The organism is Candidatus Zixiibacteriota bacterium (assembly GCA_029860345.1).
GTDB lineage: Bacteria > Zixibacteria > MSB-5A5 > GN15 > FEB-12 > JAJRTA01.
In genome coordinates, this window is the sequence record JAOUBJ010000011.1 from 108,035 (window position 1) to 133,474 (window position 25,440).

20 protein-coding genes are annotated in these 25,440 nt (G+C 54.1%); 13 read left to right on the top strand and 7 right to left on the bottom strand.

The features are described 5' to 3' along the window. Window positions 1-34: 34 nt before the first annotated feature. Window positions 35-661: a hypothetical protein gene (locus OEV49_12025; protein MDH3891803.1), complete on the bottom strand. Its 627-nt coding sequence runs from the start codon at window positions 659-661 to the stop codon at window positions 35-37. A gap of 338 nt (window positions 662-999) precedes the next feature. Here OEV49_12025 and OEV49_12030 point away from each other — a divergent pair, with 338 nt between their 5' ends. The 11 genes from OEV49_12030 to OEV49_12080 all read left to right on the top strand — a co-directional run bounded on the left by OEV49_12030 (window position 1,000) and on the right by OEV49_12080 (window position 17,367). Beyond that, complete coding sequence (locus OEV49_12030) at window positions 1,000-2,328, top strand: cadherin repeat domain-containing protein (GenBank protein MDH3891804.1); 1,329 nt, start codon at window positions 1,000-1,002, stop codon at window positions 2,326-2,328. 1,419 nt (window positions 2,329-3,747) lie between these two features. Then, window positions 3,748-4,218 carry an NYN domain-containing protein gene (locus tag OEV49_12035; GenBank protein MDH3891805.1) on the top strand — a complete coding sequence of 157 codons (471 nt, stop codon included), beginning with the start codon at window positions 3,748-3,750 and terminating at the stop codon, window positions 4,216-4,218. A 296-nt stretch (window positions 4,219-4,514) separates the two neighbouring features. Next, window positions 4,515-5,120, top strand: coding sequence for a sigma-70 family RNA polymerase sigma factor (locus OEV49_12040; GenBank protein MDH3891806.1), 606 nt, complete (start codon window positions 4,515-4,517; stop codon window positions 5,118-5,120). Continuing rightward, window positions 5,074-5,769: a zf-HC2 domain-containing protein gene (locus OEV49_12045; protein MDH3891807.1), complete on the top strand. Its 696-nt coding sequence runs from the start codon at window positions 5,074-5,076 to the stop codon at window positions 5,767-5,769. Before OEV49_12040 ends, OEV49_12045 begins: the two co-directional genes overlap by 47 nt. Before the next feature lie 40 nt (window positions 5,770-5,809). Then, window positions 5,810-6,955, top strand: a complete 1,146-nt coding sequence (locus OEV49_12050) for a S1C family serine protease (protein MDH3891808.1) — start codon at window positions 5,810-5,812, stop codon at window positions 6,953-6,955. A 25-nt stretch (window positions 6,956-6,980) separates the two neighbouring features. Next, on the top strand, window positions 6,981-7,670 hold the full coding sequence (locus tag OEV49_12055) for a carboxymuconolactone decarboxylase family protein (GenBank protein MDH3891809.1): 690 nt from the start codon (window positions 6,981-6,983) through the stop codon (window positions 7,668-7,670). Next, a complete protein-coding gene (locus OEV49_12060; GenBank protein MDH3891810.1) occupies window positions 7,664-11,191 on the top strand; it encodes a translocation/assembly module TamB domain-containing protein in 3,528 nt (1,175 codons plus the stop codon). Before OEV49_12055 ends, OEV49_12060 begins: the two co-directional genes overlap by 7 nt. Next, the gene (locus tag OEV49_12065) at window positions 11,191-13,116 is read left to right on the top strand and encodes a BamA/TamA family outer membrane protein (protein MDH3891811.1); all 1,926 of its coding nucleotides are present in this window, start codon (window positions 11,191-11,193) and stop codon (window positions 13,114-13,116) included. The genes OEV49_12060 and OEV49_12065 overlap by 1 nt, the downstream gene beginning before the upstream one ends. 93 nt (window positions 13,117-13,209) lie before the next feature. Beyond that, entirely contained in the window at window positions 13,210-14,379 is a 1,170-nt protein-coding gene (locus tag OEV49_12070; GenBank protein ID MDH3891812.1) for a cysteine desulfurase, read from the top strand. 62 nt (window positions 14,380-14,441) lie between these two features. Then, window positions 14,442-15,662, top strand: a complete 1,221-nt coding sequence (mnmA, locus tag OEV49_12075; protein MDH3891813.1) for a tRNA 2-thiouridine(34) synthase MnmA — start codon at window positions 14,442-14,444, stop codon at window positions 15,660-15,662. 10 nt (window positions 15,663-15,672) lie between these two features. Next, window positions 15,673-17,367, top strand: coding sequence for a hypothetical protein (locus OEV49_12080; GenBank protein ID MDH3891814.1), 1,695 nt, complete (start codon window positions 15,673-15,675; stop codon window positions 17,365-17,367). 242 nt (window positions 17,368-17,609) lie between these two features. Here OEV49_12080 and lgt read toward each other — a convergent pair whose 3' ends face one another. The 3 genes from lgt to OEV49_12095 form a co-directional block, all read right to left on the bottom strand. Continuing rightward, window positions 17,610-18,407 carry a prolipoprotein diacylglyceryl transferase gene (gene lgt / locus OEV49_12085; GenBank protein MDH3891815.1) on the bottom strand — a complete coding sequence of 266 codons (798 nt, stop codon included), beginning with the start codon at window positions 18,405-18,407 and terminating at the stop codon, window positions 17,610-17,612. 75 nt (window positions 18,408-18,482) lie between these two features. After that, window positions 18,483-19,193 (bottom strand): 16S rRNA (cytidine(1402)-2'-O)-methyltransferase, encoded by a 711-nt coding sequence (rsmI, locus tag OEV49_12090; protein MDH3891816.1) that lies wholly within the window; start codon window positions 19,191-19,193, stop codon window positions 18,483-18,485. Window positions 19,194-19,202: 9 nt separating this feature from the next. Next, the gene (locus OEV49_12095; protein ID MDH3891817.1) at window positions 19,203-20,012 is read right to left on the bottom strand and encodes an NAD+ synthase; all 810 of its coding nucleotides are present in this window, start codon (window positions 20,010-20,012) and stop codon (window positions 19,203-19,205) included. 141 nt (window positions 20,013-20,153) lie between these two features. On the opposite strand from OEV49_12095, the gene OEV49_12100 reads away from it, so the two are divergent. Continuing rightward, complete coding sequence (locus OEV49_12100; protein ID MDH3891818.1) at window positions 20,154-20,579, top strand: single-stranded DNA-binding protein; 426 nt, start codon at window positions 20,154-20,156, stop codon at window positions 20,577-20,579. A gap of 224 nt (window positions 20,580-20,803) precedes the next feature. After that, window positions 20,804-21,382: a hypothetical protein gene (locus tag OEV49_12105; GenBank protein ID MDH3891819.1), complete on the top strand. Its 579-nt coding sequence runs from the start codon at window positions 20,804-20,806 to the stop codon at window positions 21,380-21,382. Window positions 21,383-21,398: 16 nt separating this feature from the next. Here OEV49_12105 and lpxD read toward each other — a convergent pair whose 3' ends face one another. From lpxD to bamA, 3 genes are read right to left on the bottom strand one after another with little or no spacing between them, the layout of a single operon-like run. Next, entirely contained in the window at window positions 21,399-22,433 is a 1,035-nt protein-coding gene (lpxD, locus tag OEV49_12110) for a UDP-3-O-(3-hydroxymyristoyl)glucosamine N-acyltransferase (protein MDH3891820.1), read from the bottom strand. Further along, window positions 22,417-22,950 carry an OmpH family outer membrane protein gene (locus OEV49_12115; GenBank protein ID MDH3891821.1) on the bottom strand — a complete coding sequence of 178 codons (534 nt, stop codon included), beginning with the start codon at window positions 22,948-22,950 and terminating at the stop codon, window positions 22,417-22,419. Before OEV49_12115 ends, lpxD begins: the two co-directional genes overlap by 17 nt. 29 nt (window positions 22,951-22,979) lie before the next feature. Then, on the bottom strand, window positions 22,980-25,436 hold the full coding sequence (gene bamA, locus OEV49_12120) for an outer membrane protein assembly factor BamA (GenBank protein ID MDH3891822.1): 2,457 nt from the start codon (window positions 25,434-25,436) through the stop codon (window positions 22,980-22,982). Window positions 25,437-25,440 lie beyond the last annotated feature (4 nt).

Below are 25,440 nucleotides of genomic sequence, written 5' to 3' on the forward strand. Positions count from 1 at the left end.
CCAAACAAGGCTTGAGACGTCCACCTGTCGAGATTCAAATCAAGAAGGTCAAGTACAGACCCAAACTCTCACCGTCGATCTTCACCGGGGAATCACCAAAACCGTATTCGATCTTCGTAATTCGTCCACTGACACAGAAGCTTTGGTTCCACACATAGCCGATTTCCCCAAAATAGCCCAGCGCGTTGTCAAACTCAAATGTCAGATTATCGAAATCTTCATCAAAGGTCGGATTCATGTGATAGGTAAGACCGGCGCCCAGGCGAAGCTTGTCGCGTTGGTAGAAGAGCGAACCTTCCAATGGATGCCGTGAGAACTTGGAATCCAGATCATCAACATCAGCGGTCCGGTCAACCAACCATCCCAGGGTCAATTGAAGCCTGAGTGGTGTCTTTTTGATTCGGAAGGCTGCACCCAGATAAATATGAGCCCTTCCCCCGGCGGTAACGCTTGCGCTGCCTTCAGTATACCCCGGGACTCCCTGAGTATAGATGTAGGTGCGGTATTTAGCCAGTTTATCGCCACCAGTGGTCAGAGCCCCTCCGAGCACGATTTCGAATGAGCGCGTCTTTTTTGCGTGAGCGTCCTCAGCACAAGGAGCTAAGGTGGCGGTGGCTATGATAAGAAAGTAGACTACGATGACGATGGCTCTCTTTTGCATGAAGCGACCTTTCAAGTTCTGCTATGTCGGGCATGACCAATATAGCACGCTGCAATCTCTTGTCCTCGTACCCCGCTGCAGGGGTTGAATGCAATATAGGGAATGGTTCACGTCGGGGCAAAGTCTTCCTGTCATGGGTAGTGCAAGGATTATTGTGTAAATTGGGGATTGGGGTTTGGTTTGAGTTTTCTAAGTGATTGACAAAGACGACAACAATGGCTATATTAACCCAGTCCCGCATCTGCACACAATGCGGAATCTATGACAGGCAATTGAATAGTACTAGCATGCTAACGCATTGGACTTAAGTACCATCAACCCTCTTGTAAGGAGAGTGAATGTCTAAACCTTGTGACCTCACCATGGTCCCATCCCCGTTTGGACCAATTCTTCCCCGCAAACTTGCCCCACTGATTGTCCTGCTGATGTTGTTCACCGGCGGGGCGCGATCTGCCGGCGAACAGGCTGTTCCATTCAACGCTACCGAGGACCAGCTTGCCGGCGACTCGGAGGAGGCTCAGACAACAGTGCACAATGTCAACCAGCCGCCGGAGTTGTCGCCGCTCTCAAACGTCACTGTCGACGAACTCGCCACCGTTTCATTTGCTGTGGCCGCGACCGACAGCGACGGCCCCCCACCGCTATTGACCAGCTCCGCCCTTCCGGGCAGCGCCACCTTCGATGATCTCGACGGAGACGGCATCTACACTTTTGAGTGGATCACCACCTACGATGATTCCGGCTCCTACGATGTCACCTTTTACGCCACCGACGCCGACTTCCCAGCCGATGTCGACTCGGCCGAGGTAATCATCACGGTGAATGACGTCAACCGAACACCGTGGCTGCTAGCCCTGCCAAACCAACCGGATTCGGTCATGGAGCTTGACACAGTGCATTTTTCGATCCTGGCCTGGGACGATGACGGTTCTATCCCCTATATCACGCTCGAAGTCAACGGCACCGGCGGCATGCTGCCCAACATGGAATTCGATCTAACCTGGGACGGTACGTTCCAAAACGGTCTGCTGACCTTTATCCCCGACTACAGTCAGGGTGACGACAGGCCGACCTTTGTGTGGATGAGATTCTATGTATTCGATGAGTTTGATGTTAACCTTACGGACACCTCGGGAACTCAGACGATTAGGGTATATAACCGCAACCAGCCACCTGTGATAGACCCTGTGGCACCCCAGACGATTGCAGCCGGTCAGTTGTTTCATTTTGCCATATCGGCGACCGATCCTGACAATGATTCTTTATCCCTTACCCTGGATAACATGACCGCGGAGGCTGTCTTTGTGGACAGGGGTTGCGGCGCTGGTAGTTTTGAGTGGGTTCCGAATCCAAGCGACACCGGTCTGCATACTCCTTGGTTCCTTGCCTCTGACGGCATTATGGTAGATACCATGGTTGTTGAGATCACGGTTCAGTACAATGGCTGCTGTATCGGAATCCGCGGTAACGTCGACGACGATGGTGGCGATACTATCGACATTTCTGACTTGGTCTACCTGGTGGACTTTATGTTCATCGGTGGACCGGCGCCGCCTTGTTTTGTGGAGACCGATATGAACGCCAGTGGTATGCACGATATTTCTGATCTTGTGTACCTGGTTGATTTCATGTTCAGTGGAGGTCCAACTCCGGTGGCTTGTCCGTAGGGGTCGGCAAAACCGAAAACTGGATTCTGGCCTTCGCCAGAATGACAGATAGATGTGCTCGTGCTTCGACTGCGCTCAGCATGACATGATTCTGTGGGCGGCAGACGTCCTCGTCTGCCCCTGGTTTGTGCCCGTGTGATCTTCAGATCGCGCGGGAGGGCACTACGGCAAAATGGGTTCGTTTGTGCCCTTTTCAAGTTTGCATAATAGGACTTGTAGCGATTCTGAGCGTTTTTCCATTCGACGCGCACCTCTATCAATTCTATTCTTATCAATATCTGTGTTCATTGGATAGGTCCTTTTACCAACCAGTGTGCACAGGTATCTTGGTGGGTGTTGGTAGGGTATTTGTGGGGGGTTGCCGGGGTTTCTGGTTGTCATTGTGGATCGTTTGAGTTACATTGTGCAAAGTCAGGGTCCCTGTTGTTCGACCTTGAGATCTGGAGGCGAATCTAGGACACTTGGCTGGAACAATAGAAGTGTCTTAGCCCAGTAAATATCAAAGGAACGATTACGGACAGTTGGTGGGACTTAGGTGAACACAGTGGTTTTCGTGGCGGCAAGTTGGCTTTGTACCAAATCACCTGCCCACTTTCCATGGAAAGAAACAACTTCAAACTGGCATTTCACGCGGAGAAGAAGAAAGCCAATTCACAGAAGAAACTGAACTTTGACACCCTAGAGTGTGGCAATTGTACCGCATATGTTCTGGTATTCTGGTCTGCCAGCGAGACTGCCTTTGACGGAGTTCACGATTATCGGGTTCTGCCTTGGCCACTCAAATATGAGAAGTATCCTGAACACTGGCCAGATGAGGTCGGACGATTCTGGCTCCAGGCCAAGAGGAGTATTGGCGATGAGAATTGGGACGCTGCCGCTGTTATGGCAAGAAGCGCGCTGCAAATCGTATTGAGGGGTCACGGAGCTAGCGGAGCTAACCTTAAGCAAGAGATTGAAGATTTAGCCAACAAGGGGGCCTTGCCACCGATTATGAAGGACTGGTCCGAACACGTACGAGACCTCGGTAATGAGTCCGCTCATCCGAAACCAGACGGTCCGCTCACGAGTCCTCAGGATGCCAAAGACATTGTGAGTTTTCTAGATTACCTTCTTGAGTACTTGTATACGTTGCCTCATCGTATAAAAATGTACAGAGAGCGGTCGGGTCATGAAGTTAACAAAGAGCCACGATGACCAAGTGGGCTTAATCCAGTAGTGTGTCCGCACAGGGGTCTTGTCGAAATCCGCCTCAGGCGATCCTCTCGGACGAGGGGTCTCACATGGTGGGGACCGATGTCAAAAAAGTCACATTTTGATTGCACTTTACCGATATGATAGTATAATGAGTGTATCTATTACCCCATCCGCTTCGGCGGTGGGTGCGGGGTCGACCCGAAAGGGCGACCCCTGTGTTTTTGTATGACAAGTCAGCAAGTCATTGTATACATAGACGGGTTTAACCTGTATTACGGTGCGGTCAAAGGAACGCCGTTTCGCTGGCTTAATGTCGATGCGCTTTGCAGGCAGCTCTTAAGACCCACTGACAAACTGAATGCGATCAAGTACTATACTGCTCTGGTTAGTGCTCGGCCAAATGATCCGCAGGCACCAAACAGACAGCAGATGTATCTGAGGGCTCTTGAGACAATCCCTCATCTCTCGATATACTACGGTCACTTCCTCTCACATGCGGTGCGAATGAGGACTGTTTCGAGCTTACAACCGGGACAGACAGCGCAGTATATCGAGGTGATGAAGACTGAAGAAAAGGGCTCGGACGTCAACCTAGCCACACACTTGATTCATGACGCTCATCTAAACAGATTTACTCTGGCTATCGTAATATCCAACGATTCTGACCTGATTGAACCGATTCGGATTATCCGCTAGGAGCTGGGAAAACAGGTCGGTGTTTTTAATCCACAGAAACAAAGAAACCCCAGTGTAGAACTCATGAGGAACGCTGATTTTGTTAAGAACATTCGGACGGGAGTTTTGCGACTCTGCCAATTTCCCGAAGTACTAACTGACTCGGTAGGTTCGTTCCATAAGCCGTCGGCTTGGTAATCCAACGCCGTAAGACGCTGCCCCGCAATCACTTAACATTTATCTTGCGCTGAGAAATCCTGGAACTAAATTGTAGTTGTCGGGTACTAAGAGATAAGAACCGATCAAAGAAGGTATAGATGGCAAAGAAAACCGAAAAAGAAATCGACTTTGAACTGATCAGAGCAATCCAGAACGGCGATATGGTAGCCTTCAACGGTATGGTCGAGCGGTACAAAGACCGCTTGATGAATGTCATCGGGCGCATGCTGTCATCAACTGAAGAAGCCGAAGATATCGTTCAGGAAACCTTTATCAGAGTCTATCAGCACCGTCAATCGTTCAATTTCCAGCACTGTTTCTCAACCTGGATTTATACGATTGCGCTGAACTTAGCCCGCAACGAACTGCGCAAACGCAAGAAATTCAAGTTCCTGGACATTTTCGACATGCAAGGCTCCGAAGCCGAATTTGCCGTCGATCCGGAACTGCCCAGTCGATTGCCACAGGTTTTGGAAGCAGCCGTAAAAGCGCTACCGGAAAAGTACCGGACAGCTTTCCTGCTCAGAGATGTTCAGGAAATGTCTTATGAAGAAGTGGCCAAGATTCTTGGTGTCCCCCTGGGCACCGTTAAGTCGCGGGTCAACCGGGCTCGCATGATACTCAGAGAAAAACTTCAACCCAGAATGGAGGAATACAATGCGTTGTCGAAAGGTACGCTCCTTCCTGTCAGCTTATTGTCGTGACGAACTGGAAGGTCGTCAGCGGCGTCAGGTGAGCGATCATCTTTTGGCTTGCCGCAGTTGTCGCACTCAGGAAACGTTTTATAGTAGCCTGAGCACGGCGTCGACTGAGATATCCTCCCTGAAAGTCTCGAACGATTTCAACCAGAAGCTTTTGCAGCGGGTAGCCAAGGAACGGTTCGCCGAGACCCGCACCAAAGCCTTCCTGGCCCGGGAAGCACCGCTGGTTATGTGGCGCAAGGTAGTGCCTGTGGCCGCTACTGCCTGTGTTGCCGTACTTGCCTTTATTGCCACCATGTCTCCGGTTTTTGACTCCGGCACACCCGAGTATGCCAACATCAACAACCAGACCGGTGAAGATTACATGACGGTGCAACCGACAGCCAACCCGAACCTGGCTGTCCAGCTCAAGGATGACTGGTCGCTTGAAAACCAATTGGCCAAGGCGGAGCGGTTTCACCGTATCAGCAATAGTGTGATCCCGGCGTCCGGTTTCACGCAGCCGGGGTACTCAGGCGGGTTGAACAGTCTCACCTCCTCCGGTAAACGTCCGGCTCCGTTTGTGGCCAATTACTTTCGAGTACGTCCGGTGGTGAGGATCTATGTAGTTCCTCAGCCATCGACCGTTAAGGAGGGCTCGCACGCTTACTAACTTGATAAAGTTGTTACCTCTAACCGCCGGACGGACCGTTGTGTGTCTTCTGGCGGTCTTTTTTGCCGGGTCCTCCCATGCCGCCGACAGCTCCCTGGTCTCGCTGGAGAGCAGCCTGAGTGATCTGATCAGAGACATATCTCGTTCAGTAGTGACAGTCGAGAGTTCCCGATCGGTCCCCGGAGATATGCTTGAAGGGGCGGCCGATGAAGCTGTGCACCGCCTGATTTCGTCCGGAACGATAATCGACAGCGCCGGACATATCCTGGTAGCGGCATCGACGGTGGCCGGGTATGATCGGATTTTAGTCAATTTCGAAGATCAACAACTGCCGGCGCGATTGGTAGGTATCGACTACCACACCGGGCTGGCCCTATTGTCCCTGGATAGGCCGATAGGAGAACCGTCGAGGTTCACCGACCGTCATACCTGTGTCGGCCAAATGGTCGTGGCCGTCGGCAACGCCTATGGTTTGCACGCCTGCGCTACGCTCGGCTTCTGCGCCGGTTCGCGACCTGACGGTTCTATGCAATTCTCGGCGGCAATAACACCCGGCACGGTCGGAGGTGGCGTGTTTGATTTGAGAGGACGTCTGCTGGGTGTGGTGATCGGCGGATTCGGTCAGGGAAGGCTCTCCGAAACCGGGCTGGCTGTCCCGGCTCACCAACTTCCCTCCACCGTCTACGAACTTCTCACCGGCGGCGATCGACGGGCCGGCTATATCGGTATCACCACAGCTGATATCGAGATTTCACCGGGGATCGCTTTGTCGGCACCCTACCAACTGGCCTCATCCGGGGCTCATCGGCAAGTGATCGTAGACAGAGGCACAATCGTCACGCAAGTAGTGGGGAAGTCACCGGCCGCCGCTTCGGGCTTGCGCAAAGGGGACCTGTTGTTCTCTATCGACAAAACGCCGATCAACTCTGCTTTTGAACTCATGGATCGGGTTAGGCTCTGTCCGCCGGGCGGTGCTATCGAACTGGGTTTCATCCGGCATCAGCGGGCTTACTATGTCAAGTTGAACGTCGGACAACGCGAACTGGCGACAGTGGGGGATTTCGCCGTTGGCCGTCAGGTCGACGCTACCAATGGACTGAGCCGAGAAGAACTCTACCGTGAAGTTCAACGCTTGAAACGTTCCATGATGCTGCTTGAAAAGCAGTTGGAGCGCCTCGGACCGTAATTCAATATTGCCATACGACTCTCCCTTGACTAACTTACAAGGGATGAATAATACCGTTTATCCGGAGAAGTTTCTTAGCTGGGCAGCTTCGTTTCGTACCGGGGAGGATGCTGTCTCAAGATCGCTGGCCGGATACGCCGCAGCCATCGCCTTGGCCGATGAGCCGTGCCTTGATAGGGCCGTGCGGTTGGGCCGGGATCACTCGGTCGGCCACAGTGGATTCTATGAGATTGTTTTGCAGTCGTACCTCTTTCTCGGTTTCCCCCGAATGCTGCTGGCTGCCGAACACCTGGCCGGCTGCTTTTCAGACGTTTGCATGCCCCCGCAAACCAAAGCGGTGACTACAGACGAGTCCCACCGCTGGTACCAAAACGGCATGGCCCTATGTGAGCGTGTCTATGGCGACTCCTTTGAACCACTACGAGAGCATGTCGAATCGGTAGCTCCTGAGGTCTTCCGCTGGATGATAGTAGAGGGCTACGGCAAGGTGCTCTCCCGCCCCGGCCTGACCGCTGTGGATCGTGAACTGGCCGTGGTAGCCAGTTTGCTTATCGACAACAGGCCGCGTCAACTGCACTCACACCTGAAAGGGGCATCAAATGTGGGAGCCGATACCGATCTGATTCGTAGAATTATTGAAGACCACAAAGAGACCGCCCCGACCGGATACCGGACAGCGGTATCAATGCTGGACAGGATTAACGGCTCATGCTGAAACGCCTCGCACAGATTTCCGTCATCCTCCTTGCCCTGGGCATTGTCTGCGTGGCTGGTATTCTGATCTATCTATTTGCATTGGACGGCCTGGAATCTATTATCAATAGTCGTTTGTCGGCGATGGTGGATGACAGGTATCACCTGGAGGCTCGTGTCGGCGAGGTATCCGGGGACATCTGGAGCGGGATCGTTCTTGATAATGTCGAAGTCCGATATGTCGATTCGCTCCGTAGCTACTTGATGGCCGACATTCCCCGCGTCACCACCGGATATGCAATATCCAACCTATGGAATCGCAATTTTCTCCTGAAATACTTGTTTGTCGATTCAGCCAGGGTCACATTGGTTCGCGACAGCCTGGGCGACTGGCTGCTCCCCCAGGTGCCGGTGTCATCGGACTCCAGTCAGGTTTCATCGCCGGATTTCGCTGTGGAGATGTTGAGTCTGAACGATGCATCGCTGAGGATTATAGATAAGAACGATACTCTTGAGGTCGAACGGATCAATCTGGTGCTGGAGTTGAAGTCCTCGGGTGGCACTTACGGCGTCAAGGTCAATCAGTTTGAGTTCGGATCGGATGACTCGCTGTTACATCTCGATGCCTTCAGCGGCAAGTTGACATACGGTGGCGGGCAACTCATGTTCGAGAACCTGCTGCTGCAATCCGATAAGACCCATCTGAAACTCAACGGTAATCTCACCACCGCCGATCCTATCTCAGCCTTGATCGATTTCGACATCAACAATGCCGATCTGGAGAAGTTATCTTCGTTCACCAAACGACGCCTGAAGGGTGTTCTTGATCTCAACGGACAGGTGCGACTGAAGAACGGCGGTGTCAGCGGAAGTGTCAATCTCGGCGGAGAACTCAGACCGGCCTCGTTTGAGAATCTCCATGCCGACTTTCGCTATCGGGACAAGCGACTGTACTTCGACAGCCTCTATGGGACCATACTTGGAACATGCAGCGTGGACGGCTCAGGCGAGATCGATTTTTCGGTCAGCCCGCAGCAATATCGTCTGACAGCCGACATCCGGGACTTCAACCTCAAAGAACTGGTTAAGAACGCCTACCTTTCGTCATTGAACGGTCGGATCGATTTACGGGGCGAATCGTTTCGCAAAGAAGAACTCATTCTCCGGATAGAGACCGAACTGTTTGATTCGGAATTTCACGAGTACCATTTCCACCGGGCCGACGGAGAACTGGTTGTCACACGAGACTCGCTTGTATTTGGACAGGGATTTCAGTTCGACTACTTTGAAAACAGACTGGAACTGGCCGGACGGGTGGAGTACAAAGATAGTATCGACCTGAAGGTTGAAGCCGACCTACCCAATCTCGAACGGTATCAGGGCAAGCTATTCATCGCCCGGCCAGCCGGACGGGCGCAGGCAAAAGCAACCTTGCGCGGCCGGACCGCCGATCCTGATTTGCAGGGCAGCTTCGAATCCGATTCCCTGTGGCTGTACGGTTTTTTCAGTCGTGACTTTCTGGCCGATTTCGATATTGGAGAATTCCTGCACGGTCGCGACGGCTTTGTCGAAGTTCATAGTTACGACGGCGAGTCCTACAGCTTGCCTTACGATACATGCTACGGCCATCTAAGCCTGGATTCTCAGCAAGTGGAGCTTGATAGCGTTTACCTTCACAACAGTTATTCTTCGATCACCACCGGTGGGCATCTTGACTATGGTGACTATCCGATGAGACTCGACCTGGATACGTTGTCCCTTCAAGTGTTCGAAGTGGCCTACCACAACCGGCTGGCTCTGCAGATTGGAATCGATTCAACCGGTTTTGAGTTTCGCCAAACGGCCATCGCCGACAGCGGTTCGGTAATAGCCGTTCGTGGGTACGCCGGTTATGATGAGTCACTGCAACTGACAGTGTTCGCCGAGGAGGTCCCAGCCGGTCCCTGGATAAGCCTGTTCGATGAAGAACTGCCCTTCGAGGGACGCCTGTCGTGCGAAGTGGAGGTCGGCGGGAATCTCAATCGACCACAGTTGGACCTCCGGGCCACCATGGATTCACTCATTTATCGCCAACTGGTCCTGGGCGATCTGGCCGTGGACGCACAGTACCGAAACGGCCGGCTGGACATCGACAGTATAACGATTCTATCCAACCCCGGCAGGTACCGGGCCGATGGATATCTGCACATGAATCTCGCCTTTACATCAGAAGCGACAGAACGCTTCCCGGACCGACCGATGGATATACATTTCACGGCCACCGACAGTCGGTTCGATCTGGTAAGCCTGATGCTGCCCTCGGTGGAGCAACTCGACGGCGACTTTGCGGCCGACTTCAGTTTGTCCGGAACGCCCGATGCGCCCAATCTGGAGGGTGAAGCATTCCTTACCGCAGCCAGTCTGAAGTATTTTGATCTTGAAGACACTCTGTATACGGATTCTGCAGGTGTCACCATGCATAACGATGTAATCGCGATTGAGTTGATTGAGGCTCATGGGCCTGATGATGATCAACCGGTCTTTCTCAACGGCGAGATACAGGTCAAGTCGCTGGACAACCTGTATTACGATGTTGATGTGTCCATCCCCAAACCGTTCCCGCTCTCCTACGAACTGGACGACATAACCGGCAAGGCCAAAGCGCTGTTACATGTCGGTGGCGATAGTCCGCCCAGGGTGACCGGGAATGTGGAGTTGGTATCTATGAAGTACCTGGTCAATTTTGCCGAGGAGAGCGAAGGTTCACCTATCATGGCGGCGCTGGCCATGGAAAACAGTTGGGACCTGGATTTGAACATCGACATTCCTTCCAATTACTGGATCAAGAACGAGGACATCGATGCCGAGCTGTCCGGCCAGCTCAATCTGGTTCGTGACAACGGTGTTTATCGGTTCATTGGGGAAATGGAGTTTGTACGCGGCAGCGGTTTCCTCTTTGACAAAAAACTCCATATTGATCAAGGTAGTAAGGTCATTTTCGAAGGCAACGAAGAACTCAATCCACAACTGGATATCGTCGGTCGAACGCGAATCATGGGTGAAAGCCAATCCCCCATCGACGGCGAGGAAGCGACGCGTGAGGAAATCGAACTGTGCGTTCAGGTCATCGGGACACTGGACACGCCGGAGATCAATCCGTGTGCCGAATCCCAACTCACGCGCGAGGAGATTATCCCTCTGTTAGTCGCCAACTACTACACTTCTGATTCGGTGACGGCAACGGGCAGGCTGGAGCAAAGTATTTCGGGGCTGGTCGGCACCGAGATTTCAAAGATCGGTAGCCGCAGCCTGAACAGGCTGGGTGTGGAAACTTTTGTGATCGATCCATACTACCAAGGCCAGTTCGATCCCTTGAAAGCGCGCGTAACAGTCGGCTTCTACACTGCACGAAATCTGTACGTCTACGGCAGTTCGGCGCTGTCATTTGAGTCTTTGCAGGAAGTCGGGTTCGATTATCGTTTTAACAAGAACATGCTTCTTGAAGGTCGTTCCGATGAAGACTTGCTCTATCGTCTGGCTCTCAAACTTCATTGGGAATTCTGATGATGAGAAAGCTGGTACTGTTCTTCATACTGGCCGCATCCTCCGCACTTGCCCAGTCGGACACCAGGGACGAGAGGCTATGGCTGCGTTGGATGCGTGACAAACCTGCCATCAGCGCGATCACGGTCGAAGGCAACCAGTACTTTTCAGATAGTGAAATCAAGAAACGCATGTACTCGCGCACCCGTTCCCTGTGGGGCACATTAAAGGGGGACCGCCGGACTCGTCTTCAACGCGAATCAATCGGTCGCGACACGCTGGAGATAAAGTACCTGTACTTTACCAATGGATACTTAGGCGTCCAGGTGGAAGAATCTGTCGACAGAGACCCGGTGGACTCATCCGCACATCTCAAAGTCGGAATATCCGAAGGCCGTCGCTGCTTCTATGGTGTCAAGTCGTTTTCCGGCGAGTACGACCGGGACCTGCATGTCGGTCTTTATAAGATCGGTGAACGTCTCAAGCCGGGGAAACCGATAAACCTGTTTGAACTGCGCCGAGCAGCCTTTGACATGAAGACGATCTTCGCCAACAACGGCTACCCCTACGCCAAGGTCGACTTTGTGCTGGATTCCAGTTCATCGGACGGCTCCTATCCGGTGCTCTTTCAGATTGACGGTGACGAGTTGGTTACGTTCGGCGCCGTGACACCGGTCGGCACTAAACGATATCCGGCCTACACGGTCAGGAGAGAGTCGCGGATTAAACCCGGCGCTCTTTACCGCCGTCGGGATATTATCGATACGCGCATCCGGCTGTTGGAGGCAGGATACTTCAGCACTGCATCGATCGTGATGAGCGAAAACTCTACGGACAGTCTCAAACCGGAGATGGAACTGCGTGTCCGCGAACGTAAACCGATGTTCTTCACCTTCAAGACCGGCGCCGGGCAGTCGCACATACGTGATATCGAATGGGATGTGTCATCGACCTTTGGCGGCCGAAACCTGTTTGGATCGCGTCATTACGATTTGTCGGCCGGGCTGAAGTTCGGCGTCGATAACGGCGTCAACCTGCTTGAACATGTATACCGTGTTCGCCTCACCGAACCCTGGCTTCTGGGCACGCGCATGCCGCTGACCCTTTCAGCCGTTTGGGAACCAGGCGTGAAAGACCCGGAGCAAAACTACCGGATAGAGTCCTGGTCGCTGGCTATGTCTTCGATCAAGAAATTCACGAGAGAGACGCGGGCCTCGGCCGGAATCGAGTATGAGTCGGTAAGGATTTTTGGAGTTCCGGACAATGAAGTACAGTTCTTGAAAGATGAACAGGGAATCGTGGTTCGTCGCAACATCTATCTGGCTCTTCGTCGGGACAGTCGTGATCACATCTTCATCCCGCGCCGAGGATCCCTCACCGATGTGCGAGCGGAGTTCTATGGCGGCTTTCTGGGCGGCGATAACCATTTCACCAAGCTCGAGGCCAGTTGGTCCAGTTTCCAGGTGGTCTGGCCGGGATGGATCTCAGCCACTCGGATCAAGTCAGGCTGGACGCAGCAGTTCAGTCCGTCAAAGGAAGTGCCGATCATAGATCGATTCTATCTCGGCGGCGCCAACAGTATTCGCGGTTTCAAAGTCAACTCGCTGGGACCAACGCTTGCAGACGGCACTTTAGAGAAAGCTAATTTCATCGCCCTGTTCAACCAGGAGTTTCGCTGGCATACTTTCCAACTCTTCCAATTCATCCCCGGTCTGAAAGGGTGGCTTGGCGCCTGGCCTTTGTGGCAGTCGATCTTTTTCGACATGGGCAACGGCTATCGCAAACCAGAGGAGATTTCCTGGCGGAGCCTCGCCTACAGCTACGGCACTGGCATTCAGATCGTCTCGCCGGCCGGACCGATCAGGGTCGACTATGCACGACGGATCAAGACTCGGACGATAGATTTTGACTATCGTTGGCATTTTAGTATATTGTATGCTTTCTAGCGAAGGTGGCCAAGGCGCCTTCATGGGCCAATGAAAACAACTCTTTTACTGTTCACAACGTAACAGTTGAAGATGAAATTAGTCTGAGAGAACATGGAACCAATATATCTCGATCACAACGCCACGACGCCGGTGGACCAGGCCGTAGTAGAGGCCATGCTGCCATTCCTGAACGAAGATTTCGGCAACGCCAGTTCCGCTCACTCGTTTGGTCGTGACGCCAAGGTTGCCCTGGAACAAGCCAGGGAGATGATCGCCGGGATTATCAACTGTCAACCGAACGAATTGTACTTCACCTCAGGCGGTACCGAATCCGACAACATCGCCGTGCTTGGAACGGCCTATCAGTATCCAAAAAGGAAGCATGTCGTTGTGGGGTCCACCGAGCACCATGCCGTGTTTGAGCCGGCCGAATACCTGCACCATCACGACGGCTACGATCTGGATTTCCTGCCGGTCGATGTCGAAGGCTTTGCCTCGGCGGAGCAACTAAGCGAATTAGTAAGGGACAACACGGCCATCGTATCGGTGATGCATGCCAACAACGAAACCGGCGCCATACAAGAGTTGTCCACGCTAACCGAAGTGACTCGGGCGCGCGATATACTGTTTCACACCGATGCAGTGCAGTCTATCGGCAAGATCGTGGTTGACGTCAAAACGCTCGGCGTGGATCTGATGTCCCTGACCGGGCACAAGATTTATGGACCCAAGGGGACGGGGGCTTTGTTCGTGCGGCAGGGTGTCAAGATTGCTCCTTTGTTCTACGGCGGCGCTCACGAGAAAAAACGGCGACCCGGCACCGAGAACGTCGCCGGCGCGGTCGGGCTGGCCAGGGCGCTCGAAGTAGCCGAGAAACAGCGTGAAGATGATTTCATACGGCTGTCCAAACTGGCCGATGAGTTTATCGACCGGGTGACTGAGACTATTCCCAATAGTTTTGTCAACAGCCCGCGCAAACGTCGCATTCCACAGACGGTCAACATGTCTTTCCCCGGCGCTGAGGGAGAGTCGATCATACTCAGTCTTGACCTGAAAGGGATCGCGGCCTCGTCCGGCTCGGCCTGTACTTCCGGCGCCACCGAACCTTCGCATGTACTGACGGCGATGGGCATACCGCTTGAGCGTGGACAGGCGGCCGTTCGTTTTTCACTCGGCCGCGCCACCACCGCTCGGCACCTGGATTATGTCGTCGAGGTGCTTCCCCCGATCATTGAACGGCTGCGCGCCATGTCGCCCACCTACCGACAAACTCAGGCTTAGTATGCCATTGGCCGACGCTACAAATCCGGGCCGCGCTGCGGCCCTTTCTTTTGATGGACATTATGGCTGAATCGGTTCTGGTTGCCATGTCCGGCGGCGTTGACTCGTCGGTGGCCGCGCTCTTGTTGAAAGAGCGGGGGTACGACGTGGTCGGGGCGCACATGAAACTGTGGGACTACACAGAAGTGGGCGCCGACATGTTCCGCGACGGGCGCTGTTGTTCGCTGGATGCGGTTAATGACTGTCGTGCGATTTGTGATGCCATCGACGCACCTTTCTACGTACTGAATCTCTCGCGGCAGTTTCGCGAAGTGGTTATCGATAACTTCGTCGACGAGTACAAAGCGGGCCGCACACCCAACCCATGTGTGCGCTGCAACACGAATGTGAAGTGGGAACCGTTTCTTCAGAAGGCGAAGGAACTTGGTTGCGACTATATCGCCACCGGACATTACGCCCAAATCGAAAGCGATGGTGAACAGTTACTGCTTCGTAAAGGTGTCGATGCCTCACGCGACCAATCCTATTTTCTCTGGGGTCTGCAACAAGACGCGCTGGCTATGACCCTGATGCCGCTTGGCGGTATGCACAAGTCGGAAGTGCGGGAGGTCGCGCGCCGCCATGGTTTGAAGACGGCCGAAAAGGCCGAGTCGCGCGAGATTTGTTTCGTGGCCGATGACGACTATCATCGTTTCCTGCGTGACTGGGACGACAAGCAGAAGATACCTGCCGCACCGGGCGATATTGTCGATCAACAAGGCGCGGTTCTCGGACAACATGAGGGAACGGCGTACTACACTATCGGTCAACGGCGTGGGCTGGGTCTTTCGCATCCGACGCCGTTGTACGTGCTCGATATCGACGCCGACAACAATCGGGTGATTGTCGGCGACGATTCAGCCCTCTTGACGTCTGAGATGACGGTCGAGAGTGTTAACTGGATAGGGAGGATACCATTGGAAGAACCCACAGCAAGCTGTGGGCCACCCGGGCCGTCGAGATTGCCGCGTCGTCCCGCGCAAAGCGGGACTCCTCGCAATGACAACACACCGGATGATGCTTCGAGTCTCCCCGAGCGGAGTCGAGGGGCGACTAACGACGACACCCTCAACGTCTACGTCAAAATCCGCTACCAACATCCAGCCGCCGAGGCGCAACTTGTCTCCTTGACGGACAACACCGTCCGTGTTACCTTCGATACCAAACAACGCGCCGTCACACCCGGCCAGTCGGCTGTATTCTACGACGACGACGTCCTTTTGGGCGGCGGGTTGATTAGGTAAGAGGAGAAGTATGAGCCGTTCACTATTGGGGCTATGCGTGGTCGTCTGCACCACGTTCGCTGTATCGACTGCTGGTTGGGGGGTGGACATCCCGTTTGAGTTTTTCTACGGTCGCTGGGCAACCGGCCATCAACCAAGTGGTCAGCTTGAGCTACACAAGGGTGACGGTCCCAAACGCATGGCCGGGTATCGGTATTCATCGGAGAAATGGCGAGCTGGATTGTCTCAGATGCGCGGTAAGGTCTTCTATTATAACAAGGACAGTTATCTGCAATGGCCGGTGCCGTCGTTTTATCTCAGGCCGGCCGGCAACTGGCAGATCGGGTTGGATTCGTTGAAGATAGAAGAAACAATACGCGGGTCCAGGCTGACATCCGAAGATGACGGCGTCATTAACGGATTGAAGCGCAGCACCGACTTCGGACTCTCGGCAAGCTGGCTGAACAGCGGATCAGTTCGGATTCACGACCGGCATGCCGCCTTCAGCTATTTTCACCGACCGCTGGTAGGTCGGGGTAATCTGCGGGTCGACGCCTCGATCTGGTTCCGGGAGCAATTGGCGTTCTTCAGTAGCCAATCCAGAAGCCGACGTACCCGGATGAGCTCACGGCGGGAGGTGCAACGCTGGTGGACGGCCTCGGCCTCCGTAGACTGGGGCCTCAATGACTATGTGGAGGTCTCGGCGATGTTTTACGACCGTTTTTTCTACTGGTCCGACCTCGGGGACTGGTTCAGCAGCCATCCTGGGGACGCATGGTATCAGAGTCATAGCAAAGCGTATCGAAGCGATGAGAGACCCCACTACGAACTGGCCGCAACGGTAATAGGCTGGGCGCCGGTGTATGTAGTCGCGGGGTTCGGTCAGCGGTTTCGTCAACGCGACTACCAGTCACTTACCGCCCTTTTCATAGCACCCGACAGCACGGAGATTCGCGAGTTGGACTACTCCACGGACCTGTCCGAAGAGATGTCACACCTGCGACTGGCCGGTCGGTATCTCAACACGGGGAGTTTCCAGCCGGAGGTGTTGCTGGACGACTACTCAGGCTTTTATCACCGCATGCTGTTTCATGGCCAGACCGACCTGAGTTTCGACCTCGACTATCGACGATACGGATCACCCGGAGACCTCGCGACCACCGAGATCGATTTCAGGGTCGCCGGACGGTTCGGGCTGTGGAATTACATGGAGGTCGGCGTTGATGGCAGGCACCGGGGGCTAGAGGTTCACGCCCATCGTGGGTCTAATCGAGTGTCAGCCTCTGGCGGAATCACGGTAGCCGCTCGTTCCTATCGTTACCAACCCGGTCAGGGACCCGGCTGGGATCGTGACGGCGCCGAGGATATCGCCTTCGGCCCCCTGCCCCCGTTCGGCCACTTGTATTTTATGGCCGATTACAGGTCGCCGACATGGTATCGGTCATCGCGGGACAAAATCGGGTTTCTCTCGCTGAAAGGCCTCCGCTCCGACCGTCGAAAGATGTTGACTATGTCACTGACGACTGGTCTGGGCAGGGGAGTAGTGATCACTGTCGAGGAAATGCAACTAATCGAGGGATCGATGGTGACCTATCGCGATTTCAAAGCCTTGCTTTCGGCGCGAATCAAAACGCACTGGCGGGCGGTGATACGTTACGCTCATATACACACCGACGGAAAGACTCATGATCCGACGGTGCAACTTGAGCTGAGCGCATTGTTGTAGCACTCCTGACCTCACCCATCGACTGCGCTCAAGGTGACAGAGGGTAGCCGTCGCGCGTGGTCGCACAACGGCACTTGAGAAGATGGATTCCCGCCTGCGCGGGAATGACAAAGAAGCGCCGGAGTAACAAAGAAGGTCGGGAATGACAAAGAAGCGCCGGAGTAACAAAGAAGAACAAGTAGGTCGAAACCTGACTTCGCCGGGTGACAGACCGAAGAAGGCGCACCACCCTTCGACTCCGTTCAGGATGATGTCCGCCGGGACTGCCCAAAGTATATACCCAGGCCGACGGCGAAGAGCGATATCGAGACGACCATGTTCCAGGTCGGTTGGTAACCAAAGACTTCGAAGTACATGGCATCTTCATAGTAGCGTACATACTCAATCGCAAAGCGGAACAATGCCTCGATCATAAACAACAAGGCCAGTATCTGTCCTGCGAACTGCTTGCGCTTCATCATGAAATGCAAAAGCAGAAACAACCCCACACCATAGAGCGAACTATAAAGCTGCGAAGGGTGGATGTGTTCGTGAGGAAAGACATAGCTGGGGATGGAACCACCTGGGAACATCACGCCCCACGGCAGATCGGTCGGGGTACCGAAACAACATCCGTTGAGAAAGCAACCGATACGAGTCAACCCCAAACCGATCCCGACAGTCGGTGCGAAGTAGTCCAGCGTGTCAAGGACAGGTATCTTTCGCAATCGGCAGTACAGCACAACGCCCAGCGTGGCCAGCACCACGCCGCCATACATGTTCAATCCGGCGATACCGTAGCTGTCCGATGCGAACGGATTAAAAGTCGAACCCCAATTGCCGGCGAACTCTTCCAGATGCAAGACTATATATGACAGCCGAGCCCCGACAACGCCGCCGATTATCAGGATATAGGCGAGGGTAAGAAACTGCTCGGTCGATTTGCCTTCGCGTGTGGCCATGCGACTGACATACCAAACACCGGCCAGAAATGACAAAGCCAGCGCCAGTCCGTAGGCACGTACCGGGATAGGTCCTATTGAGAAAAGTTCAGGAAACATATATTATGTGTGACTCCTCGTTACCGGATTTAGTTTTTTGCCACCGTTCTGGTGGTCGAGATGGATCGTGGGTTATCATTCATTCGTTGTACGTGTTTTGCGGGTTTCCGCCCCGGCCACCACCAGCACAATCTCACCTTTCACCTTGCGATCGGCAAACTGCCCGGTGAGCTGACTCAGGCTGCCGCGAACGAATTGTTCGAATTTCTTGGATATCTCACGAGCCAGGCAAGCCCGACGATCACCCAACACTTCCAGCATATCGCCCAGGCTCTTACCAACACGGTGCGGTGACTCATAGAAGACCAGGGTGTGCTCAAAGCTGCCGATCTTCTCAAGCCGTTTTTTCCGAGCGGTCGATTTGGGCGGCAGGAAGCCCTCAAAGAAAAACCGATCGGTCGGCAGGCCGGATGCCGTCAGGGCCGGGATGATAGCGGTGGCACCCGGCAACGGTTCGATCTCAATGCCTGAATCGATGGCCGCCCGCACGACTCGGTATGCCGGATCAGAAATCCCCGGTGACCCGCCGTCGGTGATAACGGCCACCGACTCACCTTCAGAAATGCGGTGGGCAATCTGATCGGCCCGTGAACGCTCGTTGAATTCATGGTAAGCGATCAGTCGCTTTTTGATGTCGAGTTTTCTCAAAAGAGCGCCGGAGTGTCGTGTATCCTCGCAGGCGATCAGCTCGACCTGAGACAATACTTCGCGAGCCCGGGCGGTGATGTCGCCCATGTTGCCGATAGGCGTCGGAACCAGGTAGAGTTTACCTTGCTGGTCGGTCATGACGGTACGCTATTCATCCAGTACGACATCGTCCGGGATCGTTTGCTTGCCCAGCGGTGCGATGTCGGGTAGTTTTCTTTTGAAGGCGTTGCGATTCATCAATGATACCACCCGACTGATATCAGTGGCGTGGAATCCTTCCGTTTCCAGATGAGAGATAGATCTTTCATCATCATCAATGAGTCGCTTAAGCAGCCGGTCGATCTTCTCATAGGAGACTCCGATCTCGCCCTCGTCGGTCTGACCGGCCCATAGGTCGGCTGTCGGTGGACGGTCAATCAAAGCCTGCGGCAGACCCAAAGCGTGAGCCACCCGCCGCAGTTCCGTCTTGTACAATTGCCCAACCGGGTTTAGTGAGCAAGCCGAATCACCATGCCAGGTGGTGTAGCCCAGACAAATCTCGGTGCGATTGCCGGTACCCAGGACGAGACGGTCGAGTTCGTGCGCAATGTCGAACAGGATGGCCATGCGTTCGCGCGCCATTTTGTTGCCGGCGCGCAGTCGGTTGCTCTGATCTATAATATCATAGTAGGTGTCGATCATCGGCGAGATGTCCACCCGGCGGTGTTCAATCTTGAGTTGGTCGGCCAGTTGGAGAGCTAACTGGGCCGACTCCGGCGCTGAACTGGTGTAGGGCATCAGCACAGCAAGGACCTGCCGGGCGCCCACAGCTCGCACGGCCAGCGCCGCCGAAACGGCTGAGTCTATCCCCCCGGACAGTCCTACGACGAATCCGTTCATGCCGGTGCGCCCCAGGGTTCCTTTCAGGAAGCGGGAGATTGTCGCAATTGCTTGTTCTATATCCAATTCATGTTTCATTTCAGTATCCGGGCCAATTCGTTTACAATATCAGTTTTGAAAAACGGCGGCAAGCTAAATGTTCCCGTCCTTGACAATCTGGAGGCAAGTCCCCTATATTGCCGCAGGCGATTTGAATATGAAAACAAAGGAAACCGAATCATGAGCGTGAATAAAGCAATCCTGATCGGACGTTTGGGCAAAGACCCGGAACTACGTTACACTCAGAGCGGTCGGGCGGTGGCGAGTTTCTCCGTAGCCACAAACGAACGCTGGAAAGGCCAGGACGGGCAGAAACAGGAGTCGACTACCTGGCACAACATCGTCGCCTGGGGCAAACAAGCTGAGGTGATAAAGGAGTACCTGAGTAAAGGCCGCGAGATTTACATTGAGGGTCGGATTGAAAACCGAAGCTACGACGACAAAGAAGGTAACAAGAAATACATCTCTGAAGTAGTCGTTCAGAATTTTCAGTTTATCGGTGGCCGGGGTGACTCCGGCGGCGGTTCGGATCCGTCCGGTCCGCCCGACTCAGCCCCTCCCCCACCATCAGGTGCGGCCTCCGACGACGACGACCTTCCGTTCTGATCAGATTCTGAACAACGATGTTCAATGGCCTCGCAGTCAACACGATTGCGAGGCTTTTTGTCGGAGTTATCGAAGACAGGTTTTGTCGTTCGGTCGTTGTACTTGCCTGAGTAGCAACATGCAGTTGGCACCGGCGGGAAAACCTCGTCCCCGGGCACGTTTTTCGCCATGCTTCTTACCAATGAACCTATGCCGTACCTGCACTCTTACTTCGGAGCCTCCTGATGTCCGATGACACCACTGTTATCACAACTCGCCGCTATCCCGGCGCTGCCGGTTTCTACCCGACTATCGGATTGATGGCCGGTTCGGCGGTGGCTTTGTCGGCCGCCGTTATAGTTTATTTCAACGACATTTTTGATACCGATGCATTGGCCACTATCGGCAGTTCGTTCGAGCTGGCCCTGGTAACACTGATGCCCTACATGATCTCGGCGGCCGTGGCGGCAATCACGGCTATCGGCATCGTCAATATTGTGCCGCTGATGAGGATTTCGGAATCGATTGAGTCGCTCCAACTAAGGCTGCGCGAAATGGCTGTCGGTAATCTCGCCTCCCGGGTACGGATCGAAGCCAATCTGCCGCAACTGCGTCGGTTGTCGCGAGAACTGAATTACACCAGCGGAGATCTGGGTCGGCGCATTGCCGAGTGGAAGGTGGTCAACAGGCAGCAATGGGAGATACTTCAGGGCGTGCGCACCGCCGGTGAGAATCAGAACCATGAAGCTGTCTTGATGATGGTGGAGCAGATGGAGAGGAACTGGCAGAAGATCGCCGCCATCGAAGAGCAGTTCTCAACTTGATTTATCTAAGTCTGATTTAGTCGTCTGACTTCTTTTCCAGCGAGCGGACGCGCCTAAAGAGTTCCGGCAAACGACTGAGGGAGGCTTCAATGCGTCGCGCCAGTCCAGCTTCCCGCGCCGGACTGCCAAGCACTGTCTGCTTTTCTTCTATCGATCGAGATACGCCCGATTGGGCCGCCACCCGGGCGCCGTCACCGATCTCAATATGACCGACCAAGCCCGCCTGTCCAGCCAGGATGACGCCACTGCCGATTTTGGTCGATCCGGAGATACCTACCTGCGCGACGATAATACTGTGGGCGCCAATCTCGACATTATGAGCGATTTGTACGAGATTGTCGATTTTTGTCCCGCGGCCGATTCGGGTTGGGCCAAGAGCGCCGCGGTCGACTGAACAGTTGGAACCGATTTCAACATCGTCTTCTATCTCGACCGAGCCAACTTGTTTGATTTTCTTCAGTCCGGCAGCAGACTCGGCAAAACCGAAACCGTCGGAACCGACTACCGTTGAAGAGTGAATGATCACGGAATTGCCGATGCGTGTTCCATCCATGATGCACACACCCGGGTAAATCAAACAGTTATCACCGAGCGTAACGTCCCGCCCCACGAAAACCGACGAGACCAATTGTGTTCCCTTGCCGATGATTGCCCCCGCCTTTATATGGCAGAGGGGTCCGATTGCCGCTGTGGAATCCACGCCGGCCGTGTCGTCGACCACGGCGCTGTCGTGGGTGCCCGTCTCCACGTGCGCCTGCGCCGGATACAACAGATCAAGCACCCGGGCAAAGGTGAGGTAGGGTTCCTTGTGTCTGAGGATAGCCGGATGCGAGCTGGGAGTTTCCAAATCCAGCACCACGGCACCGGCTTTGGTGGTATCAAGATGTGCTAAGTATTTCTTGTTGGCTACAAAAGTAATGTCGCCTTCAGCGGCCGACTCAATCGGCGCCGCACCGCTGATGATCAGGTCGGGGTCGCCCGAAAGCGAAGCCTCGGTCAGGCGGGCGATATCCCCAAGGGTCAGTTGAGTACCGTCACTCCAGTTCTTCAAGGCGAGTCAACACCTCATCGGTTACGTCGTAGGTCTCCTTGATGTAGGCGACACTCTGTAGCGTAAGTATCAAGTCATAGTTTCCTTCGATAGCTACCGCTTCGATAGCCGTCTGGATGTTTTCCAGAATCGGTCGCAACAACTCCTGGTTCTTGCGCTCGGCCGTGCCGTTGGGTCCGAACACCTGCCTGGTGTAGGCATCCAGTGCTTCCTTCTTGGCGTTGATAGCCGCTTCCCGTTCGCGCTTCTTGTCATCGGAGAGGATCAGCTTTTGCTTTTCATACTCCTCTTCGATGTCCTGCAACTCCTGCTGTTTGGCCAGCGCTTCATCTTCCCAGGCTTTGGACTCCAGGTTCCAATCATCCTGAGCCCGCTGCCACGCCTTATACTCCTGCTGTATACGGTCCTCTTTGACGTAACCGAGTTTCATGCCCTGCGCCGACACTGTCGGGACGATCATGCACGAAACCGCGACCGCGACTAACAATACTGCGAGTAGATGTAGACTCCTGAACATACTTGTCTCCTATCAATAATAATTTGTTGTCATCGAAATGTGGACCCATACTGGAAGTGGGGCTTCCAGCCTGTCCCCTCTCCGTTAAAGTCATCGAGAGCATAACCGAAGTCGAAACCGAGTGTTCCCAGTCCCGGTACGGTAACCCTGAAGCCGAGACCGGCGCCGCGATAGAGTCCGGTAATCGGTTTAATCTCGCGGCGGTGCAGCCAGCTATTGCCGGCGTCAAAGAAAATCAAGCCATAGATCGACTGCTTGGCGATAGGTATCTGCAATTCCATGTTGGCCACCAGCATGTATTTGCCGCGTACCCGGGTGCGGAAACTGGTGAAACTGGTGTCATCAGGTGGGTCTATGCCCAGCAAGGCATTGGGATCGTTATAGTAGAAAGCGGTATCGGACGATGTAACCAGCGAATCCGGCGTCAGATCGCCACCGTTGTAGCCCCGCACGGTGCCGTCAAAATCTGTTCCGCCCGGGGTGAAACGGTCGGTGATGAGAATATGATCGTCACCGGAGGGCGACGTTACGACGCCATACTCAACCTTGGTGGCCAGCGACAGTCCCCAAAACAGCGGAAAGAATTTGGCCACTTCGATCGAGTGCTTCTGATAGTGCCAGAACCCACCCAAGAGTCCGCCGGTGTTTTCGAAGGTGTACGACAATCTGGAACCTGAAGTGGCAAACTGCGGCAAATCGCGTGAGTCGCGCGTGAGGTTGACGGCAAGACGCGAGGCGGCCCGCCACTCTTCATTATAGGCAGTCACCGAACCGGGATAGGGGCCGTAGAAATCCTGCTTGAGCAAAACATCCTGGGTGTCGCCGCGGTAATAGTATGACGCCTTGTAGGAGTTGCGCGCCTCGAAGGCTTCATCGAAATCGTAGAAGCGGTTTCGCTCCAGCGAGTAGGATGCATACATCCGAAAATAGTTGTCCGGCCAGCGCAGCCGTCTTCCCAAACGCAGCGAACCACCCTGCCTGCCCTCGGTGTAATCGTCGAACCAACGACGGTTGACCATGAAAGCGCTGATGCCGAGCAGGGTGGGTCGGCCGAACATCCAGGGTTCAGTGAACGACATCGAAAAAGAATTACGACGCCGCCCAAACTCAACATTCAAACCTACATTCTGACCATTACCCCGAAAATTGGGGATACCCAGGCCGACATTACCGACCAGTTTATCCTGACTGTTGTACCCGGCGCCGGCCATGACCTCGCCGGTACGCTTCTCGGTCACTTTGAATTCGATATCGACATCGCCGTTGGGCAGGGCCAGAGGGTTAGGAATCACGCCCTCGAAATAGTTCAGGGCCATTACATCACGGATCGACCTGATCAGGTAGGCCTGATTGAAAATCTCACCCGGATAGACCTTGAGTTCGCGACGGATGACCTTTTCCTTGGTCTTGTAGTTGCCCACGATCTTGATCATATTGATATGCGAGGGCAGACCTTCGACGATTTCGTAATTCACGTCGATAATCGAATCCTGGCGAGTTGTGCGGGTGTCGGCCACTCGGGTGTGCAAATGCCCGATCTGGTAATAACCGGTGTAGATTTCTTCAAGCGATTTGTCGTAGTCCTCCCTATTGAATACCTCGCCCTCTTTGTACTTCATCATGCGATTCAAGTAGGGCGTCTTGATGACATCGTTGCCTTCAAAGGCATACCCGCCGAAGTAGTAGCGGGGACCTTCGTACACATCGAGATAGATTGTCATACGGTTTCGGGTAGTATCGATAACGGTGGAATCAGAAATCAGGTATGCATCGATGTACCCTTTCTTGTGGTACTCATCGATGATTTTGACCAGGTCTTCGTCGTATTTGTCTTGCGCGAAATCAGACGATTTGAGAAAACCGCGCTTGCGGTTGCGCATCTTCTTGATGAGCTTCTTGGCTTTGACCCGCTGATTGCCGGTGAGGACCACTTTCTCGACCTTGACTTTGGATTGCTCATCGATCTTGAACTCAAGCGAGGCTTCGGTGGAATCGTCGTTGTACTTCAGTTGGTGCGTGATATCCGCCTGGAAGTAGCCTCTCTCGGCGTAGAGTGCGGCGATCTGGTTCTTTTTGTCGCGGATCAGATAAGGCGAGATGTATCCGCCTATACCGATATCGACCAGTTCTTCCTTGAGGTCTTTCTCTTTGACCTTCTTGTAACCGTCGAACTCGATTCCGGTCAGTTTGGGCAATTCTTCAACGGTGATATAGACCTTCAGCCCGCCGGTGACCGGTTCGGCGTCAACGCGAACATCTGCGAAGATGCCCAGTCCGTAGAGCCGCCGGATTGTCTCGGACACATCGGTCGCGGCTAGCGTCTCCCCTTTCTCCAGTGAAGAAACCCCCATTATCAATGACCGACTGGCGGCGCGGTTGCCTACCACCTCGATATCGACAATTCGATACTCCTGGGCTTCTGCCGATACGGCCAGCGCCGACAGAACCAAAAGCAGAAGCAGAGCTGTCCGTGCTCTCGCTCTCACATTA

Excerpts from the sequence above, each read along its gene's own strand:
- OEV49_12115 (MDH3891821.1), bottom strand. The coding sequence starts at position 22,950 with ATGTTCAGGAGTCTACATCTACTCGCAGTATTGTTAGTCGCGGTCGCG.
- OEV49_12030 (MDH3891804.1), top strand. The coding sequence starts at position 1,000 with ATGTCTAAACCTTGTGACCTCACCATGGTCCCATCCCCGTTTGGACCA.
- OEV49_12070 (MDH3891812.1), top strand. The coding sequence starts at position 13,210 with ATGGAACCAATATATCTCGATCACAACGCCACGACGCCGGTGGACCAG.
- OEV49_12065 (MDH3891811.1), top strand. The coding sequence starts at position 11,191 with ATGATGAGAAAGCTGGTACTGTTCTTCATACTGGCCGCATCCTCCGCA.
- rsmI (MDH3891816.1), bottom strand. The coding sequence starts at position 19,193 with ATGACCGACCAGCAAGGTAAACTCTACCTGGTTCCGACGCCTATCGGC.
- lgt (MDH3891815.1), bottom strand. The coding sequence starts at position 18,407 with ATGTTTCCTGAACTTTTCTCAATAGGACCTATCCCGGTACGTGCCTAC.
- OEV49_12035 (MDH3891805.1), top strand. The coding sequence starts at position 3,748 with ATGACAAGTCAGCAAGTCATTGTATACATAGACGGGTTTAACCTGTAT.
- OEV49_12105 (MDH3891819.1), top strand. The coding sequence starts at position 20,804 with ATGTCCGATGACACCACTGTTATCACAACTCGCCGCTATCCCGGCGCT.
- OEV49_12060 (MDH3891810.1), top strand. The coding sequence starts at position 7,664 with ATGCTGAAACGCCTCGCACAGATTTCCGTCATCCTCCTTGCCCTGGGC.
- OEV49_12045 (MDH3891807.1), top strand. The coding sequence starts at position 5,074 with ATGCGTTGTCGAAAGGTACGCTCCTTCCTGTCAGCTTATTGTCGTGAC.
- OEV49_12080 (MDH3891814.1), top strand. The coding sequence starts at position 15,673 with ATGAGCCGTTCACTATTGGGGCTATGCGTGGTCGTCTGCACCACGTTC.
- mnmA (MDH3891813.1), top strand. The coding sequence starts at position 14,442 with ATGGCTGAATCGGTTCTGGTTGCCATGTCCGGCGGCGTTGACTCGTCG.
- OEV49_12095 (MDH3891817.1), bottom strand. The coding sequence starts at position 20,012 with ATGAAACATGAATTGGATATAGAACAAGCAATTGCGACAATCTCCCGC.
- OEV49_12025 (MDH3891803.1), bottom strand. The coding sequence starts at position 661 with ATGCAAAAGAGAGCCATCGTCATCGTAGTCTACTTTCTTATCATAGCC.
- OEV49_12100 (MDH3891818.1), top strand. The coding sequence starts at position 20,154 with ATGAGCGTGAATAAAGCAATCCTGATCGGACGTTTGGGCAAAGACCCG.
- OEV49_12040 (MDH3891806.1), top strand. The coding sequence starts at position 4,515 with ATGGCAAAGAAAACCGAAAAAGAAATCGACTTTGAACTGATCAGAGCA.